14 protein-coding genes and 1 pseudogene are annotated in these 15,257 nt (G+C 72.3%); 11 read left to right on the top strand and 4 right to left on the bottom strand.

Translation table 11 applies throughout. The annotated features are described in order from the left end of the window. The first annotated feature begins 14 nt into the window (after positions 1 to 14). Positions 15 to 1,121 (top strand): lactonase family protein, encoded by a 1,107-nt coding sequence (locus tag ABD126_RS35970; protein ID WP_343939612.1) that lies wholly within the window; start codon positions 15 to 17, stop codon positions 1,119 to 1,121. A 55-nt stretch (positions 1,122 to 1,176) separates the two neighbouring features. Then, a complete protein-coding gene (locus tag ABD126_RS35965) occupies positions 1,177 to 1,893 on the top strand; it encodes an SGNH/GDSL hydrolase family protein (protein ID WP_343939610.1) in 717 nt (238 codons plus the stop codon). A gap of 198 nt (positions 1,894 to 2,091) precedes the next feature. Here ABD126_RS35965 and ABD126_RS38945 read toward each other — a convergent pair. Further along, positions 2,092 to 2,265: pseudogene (locus ABD126_RS38945) on the bottom strand (DUF4279 domain-containing protein); the annotation flags it as partial. Between the two features lie 215 nt (positions 2,266 to 2,480). Between ABD126_RS38945 and ABD126_RS35960 the strand changes: the two are divergent. The 6 genes from ABD126_RS35960 to ABD126_RS35935 all read left to right on the top strand — a co-directional run bounded on the left by ABD126_RS35960 (position 2,481) and on the right by ABD126_RS35935 (position 8,371). After that, complete coding sequence (locus ABD126_RS35960; protein WP_343939608.1) at positions 2,481 to 2,984, top strand: hypothetical protein; 504 nt, start codon at positions 2,481 to 2,483, stop codon at positions 2,982 to 2,984. Then, complete coding sequence (locus ABD126_RS35955) at positions 2,981 to 5,365, top strand: hypothetical protein (RefSeq protein WP_343939606.1); 2,385 nt, start codon at positions 2,981 to 2,983, stop codon at positions 5,363 to 5,365. The genes ABD126_RS35960 and ABD126_RS35955 overlap by 4 nt, the downstream gene beginning before the upstream one ends. 103 nt (positions 5,366 to 5,468) lie before the next feature. Beyond that, positions 5,469 to 6,056: a nucleotidyl cyclase domain-containing protein gene (locus ABD126_RS35950; protein ID WP_343939604.1), complete on the top strand. Its 588-nt coding sequence runs from the start codon at positions 5,469 to 5,471 to the stop codon at positions 6,054 to 6,056. Positions 6,057 to 6,098: 42 nt separating this feature from the next. After that, positions 6,099 to 6,884 carry a HipA family kinase gene (locus ABD126_RS35945; protein WP_343939602.1) on the top strand — a complete coding sequence of 262 codons (786 nt, stop codon included), beginning with the start codon at positions 6,099 to 6,101 and terminating at the stop codon, positions 6,882 to 6,884. After that, entirely contained in the window at positions 6,868 to 7,257 is a 390-nt protein-coding gene (locus tag ABD126_RS35940; RefSeq protein WP_343939600.1) for a DUF3037 domain-containing protein, read from the top strand. Before ABD126_RS35945 ends, ABD126_RS35940 begins: the two co-directional genes overlap by 17 nt. Before the next feature lie 97 nt (positions 7,258 to 7,354). Next, entirely contained in the window at positions 7,355 to 8,371 is a 1,017-nt protein-coding gene (locus tag ABD126_RS35935; protein ID WP_343939598.1) for an LCP family protein, read from the top strand. 135 nt (positions 8,372 to 8,506) lie between these two features. Here ABD126_RS35935 and ABD126_RS35930 read toward each other — a convergent pair whose 3' ends face one another. Beyond that, entirely contained in the window at positions 8,507 to 8,641 is a 135-nt protein-coding gene (locus ABD126_RS35930) for a hypothetical protein (RefSeq protein ID WP_343939596.1), read from the bottom strand. 195 nt (positions 8,642 to 8,836) lie between these two features. On the opposite strand from ABD126_RS35930, the gene ABD126_RS35925 reads away from it, so the two are divergent. From ABD126_RS35925 to ABD126_RS35915, 3 genes are all read left to right on the top strand, one after another. Then, positions 8,837 to 9,619 carry a 3-hydroxybutyrate dehydrogenase gene (locus tag ABD126_RS35925; RefSeq protein WP_343939594.1) on the top strand — a complete coding sequence of 261 codons (783 nt, stop codon included), beginning with the start codon at positions 8,837 to 8,839 and terminating at the stop codon, positions 9,617 to 9,619. Between the two features lie 85 nt (positions 9,620 to 9,704). Beyond that, positions 9,705 to 11,036 (top strand): MFS transporter, encoded by a 1,332-nt coding sequence (locus ABD126_RS35920; RefSeq protein ID WP_343939592.1) that lies wholly within the window; start codon positions 9,705 to 9,707, stop codon positions 11,034 to 11,036. A gap of 4 nt (positions 11,037 to 11,040) precedes the next feature. Beyond that, the gene (locus ABD126_RS35915) at positions 11,041 to 12,891 is read left to right on the top strand and encodes a helix-turn-helix domain-containing protein (RefSeq protein WP_343939590.1); all 1,851 of its coding nucleotides are present in this window, start codon (positions 11,041 to 11,043) and stop codon (positions 12,889 to 12,891) included. Between the two features lie 130 nt (positions 12,892 to 13,021). Here ABD126_RS35915 and ABD126_RS35910 read toward each other — a convergent pair whose 3' ends face one another. Then, positions 13,022 to 14,329, bottom strand: coding sequence for an alpha/beta hydrolase family protein (locus tag ABD126_RS35910; RefSeq protein WP_425542943.1), 1,308 nt, complete (start codon positions 14,327 to 14,329; stop codon positions 13,022 to 13,024). A gap of 455 nt (positions 14,330 to 14,784) precedes the next feature. Next, positions 14,785 to 15,231 carry a hypothetical protein gene (locus ABD126_RS35905; protein WP_343939588.1) on the bottom strand — a complete coding sequence of 149 codons (447 nt, stop codon included), beginning with the start codon at positions 15,229 to 15,231 and terminating at the stop codon, positions 14,785 to 14,787. Positions 15,232 to 15,257: the final 26 nt, after the last annotated feature.

The raw sequence follows: 15,257 nt of genomic DNA, 5'->3' as shown, positions 1-15,257 counted from the left end.
AGCGGAGGTCGGGCGTGGCAGTGGACAGGCGGCGGTTCCTGGGGGCCGTGGGCGTGGGAGCGGGGTTGCTGATGACCGAGGGTGTCGCCGAGGCGCGCGGGGAGGTCCGGGTCTACCTGGGCACCTACACCACCTGGACCGGCGGCGGCGCCGGGCTGGGGATCGCCGCGTACGACCCGCGCACCGGGCGGCTGCGGTCGGTCGGCGTGGTCGAGGGCGTGCCCAACCCGTCCTTCGCGATCACCGCGGGCCGGCGGGTGTACGCGGTCAACGAGCAGTCCGCCGGCGCGGTGACCGCGCTGGAGGTCCGCGACGGCGTGCCGCGGGTGCTGAACACGCAGAGCACCGGGGGAGCGGACCCGTGCCACCTGGTCCTGCACCGGGGGCACGTGCTGTCGGCCAACTACTCGTCGGGCAGCGTGTCGGTGCACCCGGTGCGGCGCGACGGCGGCCTCGGGGCGCGTACGGACCTGGTGCGGCACGAGGGTTCCGGCCCCGACCCGGATCGGCAGGAGGGACCGCACGCGCACCAGGTGCTGCCCGACCCGACCGGCGAGTTCGTGTTCGCCGTGGACCTCGGGGCGGACGCGGTGTTCGGCTACCGGCTCTCGCCCGAGGGTCGCCTGACCCGGGTCTCCACGGCCCGCCTGCACCCCGGCGCCGGCCCGCGCCACCTCGCGTTTCACCCGAACGGGCGGTTCGCGTACGTGGCTAACGAGCTGGACTCCACGATCGTGGTGGCCTCCTACGCGCGCGGCGAGCTGACTCCCGGGCAGCAGCTGAGCACGCTGCCGGCGGGTGCGCCCACGACGCCGCGCAACTACCCGGCGGAGGTCCTGGTGTCCGCGGACGGGCGGTTCGTCTACCTGTCCAACCGGGGCCACGACAGCGTCGCGGTGTTCGCGGTCGGGCGCGACGGGGCGGAGTTGCGGCTGGTCGAGGCCGTGCCGGTGGGCGGGGCGTTCCCGCGGCACCTGGCGCTGGACCCGGCCGGTCGGTTCCTGCTCGCGGCCAACCAGAACTCGGGCTCGGTGACCACGTTCGCCGTGGACCGGCAGTCCGGTCGGCTGCGGCAGACGAGCACGTTCGAGGCACCCGTTCCGGTGTGTGTCGCCTTCTAGGGTCTACTTCGGCCCGTTCGACCGTCCACAGTGGTACGCCGGCGGCATGAACCTCATGGCAGCAGTGCTGTTGGCGGCCCTCGTCCCCGCGCCCGCCGCGCCGGAGTACGTCGCCCTGGGCGACTCCTACGCGGCGGGCGTCGGCACGGACCGCGCGTCGTGCGGGCGGACGGCGAAGGCCTACCCCGCGCTGTTCGCGGAGGGCCGGTACGACCTGGAGTTCAAGGCCTGCGCCGGCGCGACGACGCAGGACGTGGCACGGCAGGCGGAGGCCCTGTCCCCGTCGACCGCGCTGGTGACCGTCACGGTGGGCGGCAACGACGCGGGCTTCGCCGAGGTCATGACCGCGTGCGTGCTCTCGGACGACCGGGCGTGCGAAGGGCAGGTGGCGAAGGCGGAGCGGTTCATCCGGGACGAGCTGCCGGGCCGGCTGGAGGGCCTGTTCGGGTCGATGCGCTCGCAGACCGACGCCCAGGTGGTGGTGCTGGGGTACCCGCGGTTGTTCGAGCAGTCCGACCCGTGCTCGCTGAGCGGCCCGAAGCGTGCCGCGGTCAACCGCGCCTCTGACGCGTTGGCCGACGTCCTGGGCGCGCAGGCGACGGCGTTCAGCTTCACGTTCGTGGACGTGCGGGGCCGGTTCGCGGGGCACGGGGCGTGCGGCGGCAGCCCGTGGGTGAACGACCTGACGCTGCCGGTGACGTCGTCGTACCACGTCAACACCGCCGGCCACCGCGACGGCTACCTCCCCGCCCTGCGCGAGGTGGCCCCGTAGTCGGTCGTCGGACCCGTCACCCATCGCGTCGATCAGCAACTCGCCGGGCGCCTTGAGCAGCCGGTGCGGCGGCACGCGGTCGAGTTCGGCCGCGTGCTCGGTGGCGCTGGAGGCGAGGAGGCAGAACCAGTCGACCTCGTACCCTGCTCGACCAGCTCCCACAGCTGAGCCGTCCGCGGCTCCAGGGAGGTCGAGCACCGCGTTCAGGTGGTCGGCCGGCTCGCGCTCGTCCGGCAGCGGCGAGTCCAACGCCCACGACGACACACCCCGCACCGCCTGCGTGTACCGCCCGATCGGATCACCGACCTCGCCGGCCCGCGACGGCGTGACGCCGAGCGCCCTGGTGACCGCCGCCGCGATGCCGCCACGCACCCCGATGATCCGGTAAGTCGCACGTGTCCGCACAGCGACTGTCGTGGGCGGTTGCGTTCGGGTGGAAGTGACTGGGGGCGGGCTACCCAGGCGGTGCGCGGTGCTCGTCTGATTTCTGGACCGCAATTCTGGTGTTCTGCACTGTACGGCGTAACGGCACTCAGTCGAGGGGCGACGAACGGGCACATGGTTCCCTCAAGCTGAGGAGGTGCGCCGTGTCCACCTCACCAGAGCCGACCACAGCGCGACCGTCGATCCGCATCACCGCCCCGGAGGGCTGGTTCTTCAAAGAGAGCTACACGGTCCTTTCCCCGGATGGGAAAGCCAACGTGATCGCGTCCAGTGAACCGCTGGACCCGTCGCTGAACGCCTATGACTACGCCAGGCAGCAGAGCGACCTGATCTCCGCCGAATTCACCGGCTTGATCCGACGCCACGATCTAGAGCCCTACTTCGTCGAAGGGGTGAAGGACACCGCGTGGCTGAGCGAGTTCAGTTGGGCGCCCCGGGACTCAGACCCGGTGACGCAGATCCAGGTCTACGCGGCCCGCCCCGGGCGGGGCTTCACCGCCACCGCCACCGCCAGGACGGCGGACCTGGAGGCGTACCGCCGAGTCTTGTCCGACGTCCTCACCTCGCTCATCGTCGACGAGGAAGCGGCTGATGAGGCGGCGACGGCGGTGGAGCAGAGCAGACATGAGTCGGTGTCGGCGCCATGACCGCCGAGATGGAAGGTGCCGAGCCGCGCGGACAGCGGGACGTCGACCCCGAACGAGCAGCCGAGATCGAACGGCACCGCCGCACTCTCGCCACCGATCCCCGCGACTTCCACGCTCTGCGCGCCCTCGCATCCGTTGTCGACAACGTGGACGAGGCTTGCCATCTGTACCGGCGCGCCGCCGCCGTGCGGGTGTTGGACAGCGATGACTACCACCGCTGGCTGACGATGGTGGCGGCGACCCGACCGCCGAGGACGATCCAATGGGGTGACGCGCTTTGCCGGCTCCGCGAGCAGCGCCCCGAGTCGGCCGACACGGTGCTGGTGCTCGTGGCCGACACGTTGAGCCGGAACGGGGCTCTGGCCGCCGCTGGGACCGCTGTCGAAGAGGTGGACGCATCGGCGAACCTGCAGCCGGCGGTGCGACACCAACTCGTCGTCGTCGCGGGGCGGTTGCTCGCCACCGGAGGCCCCTGGGAAGGCCACTACGAGGCGAGGAAGAATCGCATCACCGACTTCATGCGCGACAGTCACCCACCGACCCTGCTGGAGGGCGCTCGCCTCGCGGTCGTGAACCGTGACCTCGGGTACGCCAAGCTGTTGCTGGGGGACGTCGAGGCGCGGGCCGACGAGCAGTTGCGGAAGATGGCTGACGCCCTTCGGGCCTTCATCGCGCTGGACGAGGACGACTACGGGGAGGTGCTGCTGCGGGTCCGGGACCCGGGGTCGGACGACATCGGCACCGAGCTGCGACTGGCCCACGCGATCGCACTGCACGGCTTGGGGCAACTCGACGATGCGCGACGCCGGCTGACCCGGCTGCTGTCCGAGTTGGCGCCGACTGCCACCGAGGCGCGAACCGATGACGATCGCTTCCGCCTGGAGCTGAGAGTGCGCACCCTGCTCGCGTTGGCCATGGTGCAATACGATCTGGGTGACTTCGAGAGCCACTGGGCCACCATCCGGCTGGTCGCGGAGACGAACACGGACGACCTGCCGGTGCCCATCCAGGCTGTCGTGCTCGTCTGCCGGTGCAACTTGGGCGTCCCCTCGGCCGAGGACGCGCTCCTTCGACTCGACCGCCTGGCGGAGCTACCCGGACTGGCCGGTGCGGACGTCGAGACGCTCGACCTGATCCGCGCGGAGGCGCGTCTGCTCCTCGCTGCCCGTTCCGCCGAGCCCGGCGCGCACGCGGAGAGTTCCGCGCGGGAGACGCTGTCCCGGTTGAGGTGGACCGCTGTGACCTCCGCTCGCCCGACCTCCGCCCGAGCCGCGTACGCGGCGGTGCTGGTCGGGGATGACGATGTCGCCGGGCTGCTGGTGCCCCAGGGCGAGACCCGGACCGGTGACTGGCGCCTCGACACGCTGCGCGCCATCGTGTCGGTGCGCAAGTCGGAACCGGGCGAGGCGGTGGAACTGCTGAAACGGGTGCTGGAGGACCGGCGCCACGACCTGGACCGGCGCTGTCTGCTCGTGCAGGCCGAACTCGCCGCGGGACTGGTGGACGCGGCCGTGCGGGACGCCGAGGCGGTCATCCGCTTCGCACCGGGGCACCTGACCGGTCGGCTCCTCCACGCCGAGTCCTTGCTCGCGGCGGCGTCCGCTGACGGCGCGGACGACTACCCGCTGCTGGTCAAGGCCGCGAAGGAGTTCGCCGAGGTCCTCCGCCTGCAGCAAGGGCTCACCGACCACCTGGCCGGCAGAACGACAGGCGTGCCGATAGCGTCCGAGCTGCTCCCCAGGTCCGAGATCCCTCACGTGGCGAGGCAGTTCGCCGTGGCGGCCGTGCGGGCTACGTGGGTCTTGGCGAAGGCGGGCCTGCCGGTGATGCGGTCGGAGGTGCGCGGGCTGGGCAACCAGGCAGTGGCGGGCCTGGCCGTTCACGACGGTGAGGAGGCGAAGCGATTCGGGACGATGCTCGGTCGGATTCGCCGTACGGTGTGCGCGCGAGCGACTGCCCGGCCGTTGTACCTTGTGGTGGGCACGGCCATGCTGGCGCTCGCGGTGTTCGGCGGCTGGCCCGTCAACTCCTTCAGCGCTGCCTCCCCGGCTCGCATCGGCGCGCTGGTGCTGGCAGGGGTGGCGTTCTTCCTGCCTTACATCCGGAAGGTGCAAGGGTTCGGGGTGGCCTTCGAGTTGGCCCCGGTCGTCACCAACGCCGCAGCCGACGGCTACCTGCCCAAGATCGTGTCCGCGCATCGTGTCCTGGGCAGACTTCTCACCCCTCCCGCGCAACGCGAGGGTTCGCACGTCGCCAACGTCGGACTGGCCGCCGGCACCGGCGGCAGGACCGGCGTGATCGAGGCCATGCGGTTCGACGAGGGGAGGCCCAAGGCCGTGGACGGAGTCGCCGACGTGAGCGAGAGAACCGACCCGGCTTGAGCGGGCGTCCGCGGCGCCGTGGTTCGAACGTCCGAGCCGATCGGATGCGGCGGCGTCCGCCGAAGTGCGCTGTGCCGGTGGGCCGGGCGTGCAAGCGTGTGCCGTGCGCAACGACGAACCCGCCACGCTCGCCCGGCTCGGCCACTGGACCGAGGACGTCTACCGCGACCTCCTGGCCGTCGAGGGCGGGCAGCTCACCCGGGACGGGTTCCGCGCCCGGCACTGCCACCGGGTCGCCGTCCTGGTCCTCGACATCGCCGGGTTCACCGAGCGCGGGATGGCGGTGGGGGAGGTGGACGCGTTCCTGCGGGTCCTGCACGCCCAGCGGATCTGCTTGCCCGTGCTGGAGCGGCGCGGGGCCGCGCTCGTGCGGGCGTTCGCGGACGACCTCGTCGCCCTGTTCGGCGACCCGTTGCAGGCGCTGGAAGCGGCCCTGGAACTGCACGCGGCGGCGGAGCCCGCGGACATCGGGCTGTGCATCGGCCTCGGGTACGGCGACGTGTTCGCCATCGGCCCCAACCGCGCGATGGGCACCGAGATGAACCAGGCCTCCAAGCTCGGCGAGGACACCGCCCGGCGCGGCGAGACCCTGCTCACCGAAAGCGCCTACCGCGCCGTCGAGCACCGGACCGACCGGGACTTCATCCGGCACGACGACGTCCTGCCCTTCCCGTTCCACGCCGTCGCATAACCGGTTGGCGGCCCGGCCGCCCCGAAGACCATGATTTCCGGCGTGAACCCCACCAACGGGCTGCGGAGAGTCGCGGCCACGCGCTATGTCACGCCCTTCCGGGAAGGCGGGTCGTTGCCCGGCCTGGTCGAGGCCGACGACCTCGGCATGTACGTCCTCAAGTTCCGCGGCGCGGGGCAGGGCGTCAAGGCCCTCGTCGCCGAGATCGTCGTCGGCGAACTGGCCCGCCGGCTGGGGTTCCGGGTGCCCGAGATCGTGCTGGTCGAACTCGACCCCGAACTGGGCCGCGCCGAGCCGGACCAGGAGGTCCAGGAGCTGCTCAAGGCCAGCGGCGGCCTCAACCTCGGCCTGGACTACCTGCCGGGGTCGTTCGACTACAACCCGGTCGTGCGCGAGCCGGCCACCGACACCGCCACCCGGCTGCTGTGGCTGGACGCCCTGACCCTCAACGTCGACCGGAGCTGGCGCAACCCGAACACCCTGCTCTGGCACCGCGAGCTGTGGCTGATCGACCACGGCGCCTCGCTGTACTTCCACCACTCGTGGCGCCCGGACCGCTTCCCGGCCGCCTCCTACCGCTTCGACGCCGCCGACCACCTCATGCTGCCGTTCGCGGGCCCCCTGGCCGACGTGGACGCCGAGCTGTCCGAGAGGATCACCCCGGACCTGCTCGGGGAGGTCCTGGCCCTGGTCCCGGACGAGTGGCTGGCCCAGGACGAGGTCTTCGGCCTGGCCGGCCGGGACGCCTACGCCAGGTTCTTCACCGCCCGCCTTACCCAGCGCGACTGGGTCGCCGACCTGGAGGCCGCCCGTGCCGCACGTGTTTGAGTACGCGCTGCTGCGCGCCGTGCCCAGGCAGGAGCGCGGGGAGTTCGTCAACGTTGGCGTCCTGGTCTACTGCGCCCCGCTGGACTTCCTGGGCGCCCGCGTCCACGTGGACGAGCAGCGGCTGCGGGCGCTGGACCCGTTCCTGGACGTCGAACTGCTCAAGGCCAACCTCGACCACCTGGGCGTCTCGTGCGACGGCGACCCGTCGGCCGGTCCCGTGGCGAAGACCACTCCCGGCCAGCGCTTCCGGTGGCTCATCGCACCCCGCAGCACCATCATCCAGACCTCACCGGCCCACACCGGCCTGACCGAGGACCCGGAGGCGGAACTGGACCACCTGCTAAGAGCGCTCGTGCTGCCGCCGACCCGCTAGCGCGAGGAGTTCGACGGTCTAGGGTGGCAACCTCTCGTCGCACACCGCGTCTTTAGCTGCAAGCAGTAGCCAACACACGGGATCGGGGTCGCTGAACATGAGCGCCGGCTACCAGCACGGATACCAGCAACAGGCCGCATACCGGCGGCCGGTGCCCAAGCGGCGCAAGCCGCGGGTCGGCCGCATCGTCGCGGTGGTCCTCGTCGTGCTCCTGGCCTTCGGCATCGGGTTGTGGGTCTACGTCGACTCCTCGCTGCGGCGCATCGACGCGCTGCCCGACTACGAGGGCCGGCCCGGCGACACCCCGGGCACCAACTGGCTGCTCGTGGGCTCCGACGCGCGCGACGGGCTGTCCGAGGAGCAGAAGGCCGATCTGTCCACCGGGGACGCCGGTGGCCGCCGCACCGACACCATCATGTTGCTGCACATCCCCGACGGGTCGGGCAAGGCGACGCTCGTGAGCATCCCTCGGGACTCCTATGTGGACATCCCGGGCAACGGCAAGAACAAGGTCAACGCGGCCTTCGCGTTCGGCGGCGCGCCGCTGCTGGTGCAGACCGTCGAGGGCGCGACCGGCGTGCGCGTCGACCACTACATGGAGATCGGGTTCGGCGGGTTCGCGGGCATCGTTGACGCCGTGGGCGGGGTCGAGATGTGCATCAAGGAGCCGATGCAGGACCCGTTGGCCGGCCTGGACCTCCAGCCCGGCTGCCAGGAGCTCAACGGGGCTCAGGCGCTGGGCTTCGTGCGGACCCGGGCGTTCGCCACGGCCGACCTCCAGCGCGTGCAGAACCAGCGCGAGTTCCTGTCGGCGCTGTCGGAGAAGGCGACGAGCTTCGGGACGCTGGCCAACCCGTTCAAGGCGTTCCCGCTGCTGTTCGCGACGACCGACTCGATCTCCGTGGACGACGACGACCACCTGCACAACCTGGCCGGGATGATGTTCGGCATGGGCGGCGGCGTGGACAACGTCACGGTGCCGATCGGCGGCACGCCCACGCTGCCGGGCGTCGGTTCCGTGGTGCAGTGGGACCGGGAGAAGGCGCTGCGCCTGTTCGGGGCGCTGGAGCAGGACCAGCCGGTGCCGTCCGACCTGCTGGAGCAGCCGAAGTAGCCACGAGCGGCAAGAAGGGGCGTCCGCCGGCTCTGGCCGGGGGCGCCCCTTCGTCGTTCGGAAGACCCGGTCGCGTGGGGTGTGGAGGCCGGCGCCGAGGGCCGGGCTCGGTGTGCGCGACGGCGGGACGGAAGCTCAGTTGGCGGCCTCGTCGGCCTGCTCCGGCGCGGCGGCCTCGTCGGCCTCGGCGGCGGTGTCACCGGAGAGGATGCTCTCGATGATGCCCTCGAACTCGCGCAGCAGGTCGTCGTATATCGGCGTGAGTGACACTTGGTAACCCCCACAGTCTTGTTCATCCCCCGATAGGACCAACGCAGCCTACTCACGGGGGCGCGCCCATTCCATGCGGTATCGACGAACCGCGAGGGCGTGTCGCTAACTGTTGGCTAAACACACCTCAAACCCGCAGGTTGTGTGCGGGCGCGACATGGGCGCAGTGGTGCAGGACACCTAGCGTTTTCGGGCATGAACAGTGTCCCCGGTCACAACCCCGGCAGCCGGGAAAGCGCCGACCTGGCCGGTCGCACCGCCCTGGTCACGGGCGCGGGCAGCGGCATCGGGCGGGCGTGCGCCGCCGTGCTGGCGGCGGCCGGCGCGAAGGTGCACCTGGTCGACCGCGCCGAGTCCGTGCGCGGGGTCGCCGAGGAGCTGGGTGGCACCGCGCACGTCGTGGACCTCGCCCACGACGACCCCGCCCGGGAGCTGCCCACCGAGGTCGACGTCCTGGTCAACAACGCCGGGCTCCAGCACGTCGCCCCGGTGCACGAGTTCCCGCCGGACCGCTTCGAGCTGCTCCAGCGCATCATGGTGACCGCGCCCTTCCTGCTCGCCCGCCACGTCCTGCCGCACATGTACGCGCGGGGCTGGGGCCGGGTCGTCAACGTCTCCAGCGTGCACGGCCAGCGCGCCAGCGCGTTCAAGTCCGCGTACGTGGCCGCCAAGCACGGGCTGGAAGGCCTGAGCAAGGTCATCGCGCTGGAGGGCGCGCCGCACGGCGTGACCAGCAACTGCGTCAGCCCCGGCTACGTGCGCACGCCGCTGGTGGAGAACCAGATCGCCGACCAGGCCAAGGCGCACGGCATCGACCGCGAGCGCGTCGTCGCCGACGTCCTGCTCACCCGGCACGCCATCAAGGAGCTGGTCGAACCGGACGAGGTCGCGCACCTCGCGCTCTGGCTGTGCGGCGACCACGCCGCGCACGTCACCGGCTCGACCTTCACCCTCGACGGCGGCTGGACCGCCCAGTAAGCCCCCAGTAAGCCCCCAGTAAGCCCCCGGAAAGCCCCGAAGAAGACCGGAAAAACACACTCCCCCAACGAAGTGGTGACCCGCCATGACCAACGCCGCCCCACCCAAGCCAGGTTTCGCCAAGGTCGTCATAGGAAGCCTGATCGGCACCACGATCGAGTGGTACGACTTCTTCCTCTACGGCTCGGCCGCCGCGATCGTGTTCAACAAGCTGTTCTTCCCCAACGCCGACCCGCTGACCGGCACGCTGCTCGCGTTCACCACCTACGCCATCGGCTTCCTCGCCCGACCGCTGGGCGGCCTGGTGTTCGGCCACTTCGGTGACAAGGTCGGGCGCAAGAAACTGCTCGTCCTGAGCCTGATGCTGATGGGCGGCGCGACCTTCGCGATGGGCCTGCTGCCCACGTACGCGGCGATCGGCGTCGGGGCGCCGCTGCTGCTGACGTTCCTGCGCCTGGTGCAGGGCTTCGCGCTGGGCGGCGAGTGGGGCGGCGCGGTGCTGATCGTGTCCGAGCACGGCAGCGCCGAGCGGCGCGGGTTCTGGGCGTCCTGGCCGCAGGCGGGCGTCCCGATGGGCAACCTGCTCGCCACGGCCGTGCTCGCCGTGCTGGCGGCGGTGCAGACCGACGAGGCGTTCCTGTCGTGGGGCTGGCGGGTGCCGTTCCTGCTGTCCGGCGTGCTGGTGCTGGTGGGCCTGTGGATCCGGCTGAGCGTGACGGAGTCGCCGATCTTCCTGGAGGCGCAGGCCAAGGCGGAGAAGGACAAGGTGGCGGAGAAGCCGCCGATCGTGGGCGTGGTGCGCGACCACTGGCGCGAGGTGCTGGTCGCGATGGGCGCCCGCATGGCGGAGAACGTGTCCTACTACGTGATCACCGCGTTCATCCTGGTCTACATCACCACCTCGCTCGGCCTGCCGCGCTCCACCGGCCTCAACGCGGTGCTCATCGCGTCGGTGGCGCACCTGGTCACGATCCCGCTGTGGGGCGCGCTGTCGGACAAGGTCGGCCGCCGCACCACCTACCTGCTCGGCGCGGTCGGCATCGGTGCGTGGATGTTCCCGTTCTTCTGGCTGCTGGACACCAAGTCGTTCGGCCCGATCGTGCTCGCGGTGACCGTCGGCCTGGTGCTGCACGGCGCGATGTACGGCCCGCAGGCGGCGTACTTCTCGGAGCTGTTCGGCACGAAGGTGCGCTACTCGGGCGCGTCCATCGGCTACCAGCTCGCCTCGATCGCGGCCGGCGCGCTGGCCCCGATCATCGCCACGGCCCTGCTGCGGGACTTCAAGAGCTGGGTCCCGATCGTGCTCTACGTGCTGGCGATGTGCGTGATCACGGTGATCGCCGTCCTGGTCTCGCGGGAGACCCGCGGCACCTCACTGGACCGGACCGACACCGAGCGCACGACGGTGTCAGCATGAGGGCATGACCGACCGGGCGGACGCGGTGGAGCACCTGCTGGAGCTGCTGGACCTGCTCGCGGCCGACGCGAGCAGCGAGCGGCTCGCGCGGGTGCTCCCCGCCGCCCGGGCGGCGGGCGTGGCCGACACCGACCTGGACCGGATCGGGCGGGCCACGCAGTGGGCGTTGCAGATCCGCCGCACGCTCACCGCGCACCGCCGCCGCGAGGCCGAGCTGGAAGCCCTGTTCGACACCGCGAGCGACCTCGCCGGCGTGCGCGACCCGGACGCCGTGCTGCGCTCGATCGTGCGCCGGGCACGGCAGCTGCTGGGCGCGGACATCGCGTACCTGAGCATGAACGCGCCCGGCGAGAACAGCACGTACATGCGCGTCACCGACGGGTCGATCTCCCCGCTGTTCCAACAGCTCAAGCTGGGCATGGGGGAGGGCCTAGGCGGGCTGGTCGCGCAGACCGCCCAGCCGTACGTGACCGCCGACTACTCCACCGACGACCGGTTCAACCACACCACCACGATCGACACCGCGGTCCGCGACGAGGGCCTGGTGGCGATCCTGGGCGTGCCGCTGAAGCTGGGCACGCGGGTCATCGGCGTGCTCTACGCGGCCAACCGGTCGCCCCGCCAGTTCCCGCCCGACGAGGTGGCGCTGCTGTCGTCGCTGGCCGACCACGCGGCCATCGCCCTGGACACCGCGCACCTGCTGGAGGAGACGCGGACCGCGGGCGAGACGATCCGCGCCCACAACGAGGCCATGCGCCGCGCCGAGGACGCCCACGACCGGCTCACCGACCTGGTGCTGCGCGGCGCGGACGTGCCCGAGGTGGCGGCGGCGGTGGCCAAGGTCCTCGACGGCGGGATCGTCGTGCACGACCACGAGGGCGTCGAACTGGCCCGCATCGGCACCGCGCAAACGCTCGCGCCCCGCGCCGCGGCCAACGCCTCCCGCGCGTCCGGCCGGGCCATCCCGCAGGACGGCACGTGGGTGTGCGCCGTCCTGGCGGGCCGGGAACTGCTGGGCAGCATCGCGTTGACCGACCGCCCCGACCTGGGCGACGCCGACCGCCGGCTGTTCGAACGCGCGTCCGTGGTGACCGCGCTGCTCCTGCTGCTGCGCCGCACCGTCGCCGAGGCGGAGAACAAGGTCCGCGGCGAGCTGATCACCGACCTGCTCGGGTCCGGGATCGACCCGGTGGCGCTGCGGGCGCGGGCCCGGCGGGTGGGCGTGGACCTGGACGCGGAGCACGTGGTGCTGGTCGCCGACGGTCCGCGCGAGCGCATCCTGCCCGCCGCCGCGCACCTGGCGTCCGGGTGCCGGGGCCTCGCGGGCGTGCACGGCGAGCACGTCGTGCTGGTGCTGCCCGGGTCGGACCTCGCCGGCGCCGCCCGGGACGTCGCGCGCGTGCTGGGCAAGGCCGCCGGCCTGCCGGTGACGGTGGGCTCGGGCGGTCCGGCGCTGGGCCCGGCGGGGGTGGCCGCCGCGCACGCCGAGGCCGTGCGGTGCCTGCGGGCGCTGCTCGTGCTCGACCGGCGGGGCAGCGGCGGGACGCTGGCCGACCTGGGCTTCGTGGGCGTGCTGCTGGGCGACCGGGCCGACGTGTCCGGGTACGTGCGCGCGACCCTCGGGCCGCTGCTGGACTACGACGCGAGCCGCGGCACCGAGCTGGTCCGGACGGTGACCGCGTACTTCGCGTGCGGGCAGAACCTGAGCCGGGCCAAGGACGAGCTGCACGTCCACGTGAACACCGTGGTGCAGCGGCTGGACCGGGTGGCGAGCCTGCTCGGCGAGGACTGGCAGTCACCGGAACGGGTGCTGGAGGTCCAGTTGGCCCTGCGGCTGTTGAAGATCACGGGCTGAGACGTCCCGCTGGGCCGGTTCCCGCTCGGCGGGCTCTCTTTCGGCCGGTTCCCGCTCGGCCGCCCCCAGAGCGGCCGAGCGGAAGGCCCCGGCGCGACCGGCGCGGGTCGGACCGGGGCCGGTCGGGGTGTCAGGCGAGCGCGCACTCCGTCGTGGAGACCACCGGCGGACGGGCGACGGTCGCCGAAGCCGGCGGGACGGTGCCGCGCAGCCAACCCTCCAGGGCCGCGAACGCCGTGCGGTGGCACGGGGTCAGCGGGCGCAGGCGGTCGGGGTAGGCGTCGTAGAGGGCGTCCACGTGCGTGCCGCCCTCGATCCGGTAGTACCGGAACAGGTGACCGCGACCCGCGTCCCGGATCATCCGGGCGTAGACGTCCGAGTCCTTGGAGATCGGCAGCAGGGTGTCCAGGGTGCCGTGCAGGGTGAGCAGCGGCTTGCCGATGCGGCCGGTCAGGGCGATGCGCGCGACGGCCCGTTGGGCCTGCGGCCGGGACGCGTAGTCGTAGTCCGCGTCGCACGCCGGGGTGCCGGGCGCGCAGAACGGCGTGCCGGCCTCGGCGTCACCGTCCCACGTCGGGTCGAGTTCCTCGCGGTAGATCCGCTGGGTGAGGTCCCAGTAGACGCGGTGGTGGAAGTCCCACAGGAACTCCGACTCCGCCGGGAAGCCCGCGGCGACCACCGAGGCCTTGTCGCCCCCGGGGTAGGCCGCGAGGGCGGGCGGCAGGAAGGTGAGCAGGTTGGGGCCCTGCCTGGCCCACAGCGTGCCCTCCCAGTCCACGCCGCCGTCGTAGAGCCACGGGAAGTTCTCCAGCTGCCAGCGGACCAGGTAGCCGCCGTTGGACAGGCCGGTGGCCAGGGTGCGGCTGGGCGGGCGGCAGTACCGTTGGGCGACAACGGCTTTGGCCGCGATGGTGAGCTGGGTGACGCGGCGGTTCCACTCCGCGATCGCGTCGCCCGGCCGGTCGCCGTCGCGGTGGAAGGCCGCGCCGGTGTTGCCCTTGTCGGTGGCCGCGAACGCGTAGCCGCGGGCCAGGACGAAATCGCTGATGGCCCGGTCGTTGGCGTACTGCTCGCGGACGCCGGGGGAGCCGGCGATGACCAGGCCGCCGTTCCAATTCTCCGGCAGCCGGATGACGAACTGGGAGTCGTGCGCCCAGCCGTGGTTGGTGTTGGTGGTGGAGTCGTCGGGGAAGTAGCCGTCGACCTGCGTGCCCGCGACGGGCGTGGGCGCGGGGAGGCCGGCGGGCGTGAGCCCGGCCCAGTCGGCGGGGTCCGTGCGGCCACCCGCGGTGGACAGGTCGTCGAGGTGGGTCAGTTCCTGGTGGGCGGCACCGGGAACGCGCAGGGGCCCGCAGCCCTCGGCGAGGGCGGACGGGGCCTGCGCCAACGTGGCGACAAGCGCTGCGACCAGCGGAACGGCGATGTTCACCCGTCGCACCGTAAGGCGGAGATCGTTGTGCGGTAATGGTTCCGCGCACCATGCCGCTGCGGGTTCATGTGTCGGCGGTACCCACTCCGGGTGACACTCGGGCGATGGGTCCGGGCGCGGGTGGTGACCGACCTGGGCGCGGGGCCGGTTCACCGGTACGGGTCACGGCCAACCGGTCGACCTCCGGACCGCACCGCCCCGGTGCCAGGGAACTACGGCACATCCGGTCCACCGGTTCGCCCGGCGGTGGCGGCTTGAGTCGCACGATCGGGCTGTTTCTTTGCCAGAGTTCAGGGGTAGCTGAGATGCCTCAGCGAAATTCGCACTAGCAGGTGATTTACGTTCACCCGGCGTGAGGTGAACGCTTCCGGGGTGACTGAGCAACGAAGCTCTTTGCCCCTCGACCGGGAATCGGACCTGATCCGGCGCATCCAGAACCTCGCGCGTCGAGCCGAACGCACGGCCTACAACCACTCGAACCTGGTGGGCCCGCCGCCGTCCCAGGAGCACCTGGACATCCTGGCGGAGATCCGCGCCCTGACCGAGCAGGCGGTGGCGGCGAGACTCGGCAGACGAACGACGTTGCCGCGCCAGGCGGACCCGGTCGAGGGCACGCCGACCCTCTCCGCCGGCGCGAGGTAGACCACCGCCCGCGCCGCCGCGCCGCCCGCCGACAACGCCGGGCGGCAGCCGCGCCGCCCACCCGCGCCGCGCCGCCCACCCGCGCCGCGCCGCCCACCCGCGCCGCGCCGCCCACCCGCGCCGCCCGCCGACAACGCCGGGCGGCAGCCGCGCCGCCCACCCGCGCCGCCCACCCGCGCCGCGCCGCCCACCCGCGCCGCGCCGCCCGCCCGCGCCGCGCCGCCCGCCGACAACGCCGAGCGGCCCCGCCGGAACGTCGAGCGGCCCACGCCGGAACCCGGCGGGGCCGCTCGCG

It is taken from the genome of Saccharothrix mutabilis subsp. mutabilis (assembly GCF_039521145.1).
GTDB classification, from domain to species: domain Bacteria; phylum Actinomycetota; class Actinomycetes; order Mycobacteriales; family Pseudonocardiaceae; genus Actinosynnema; species Actinosynnema mutabilis.
Note: the sequence above shows the minus strand (reverse complement) of the source record. Positions and strands in the feature narration are given on the sequence as shown.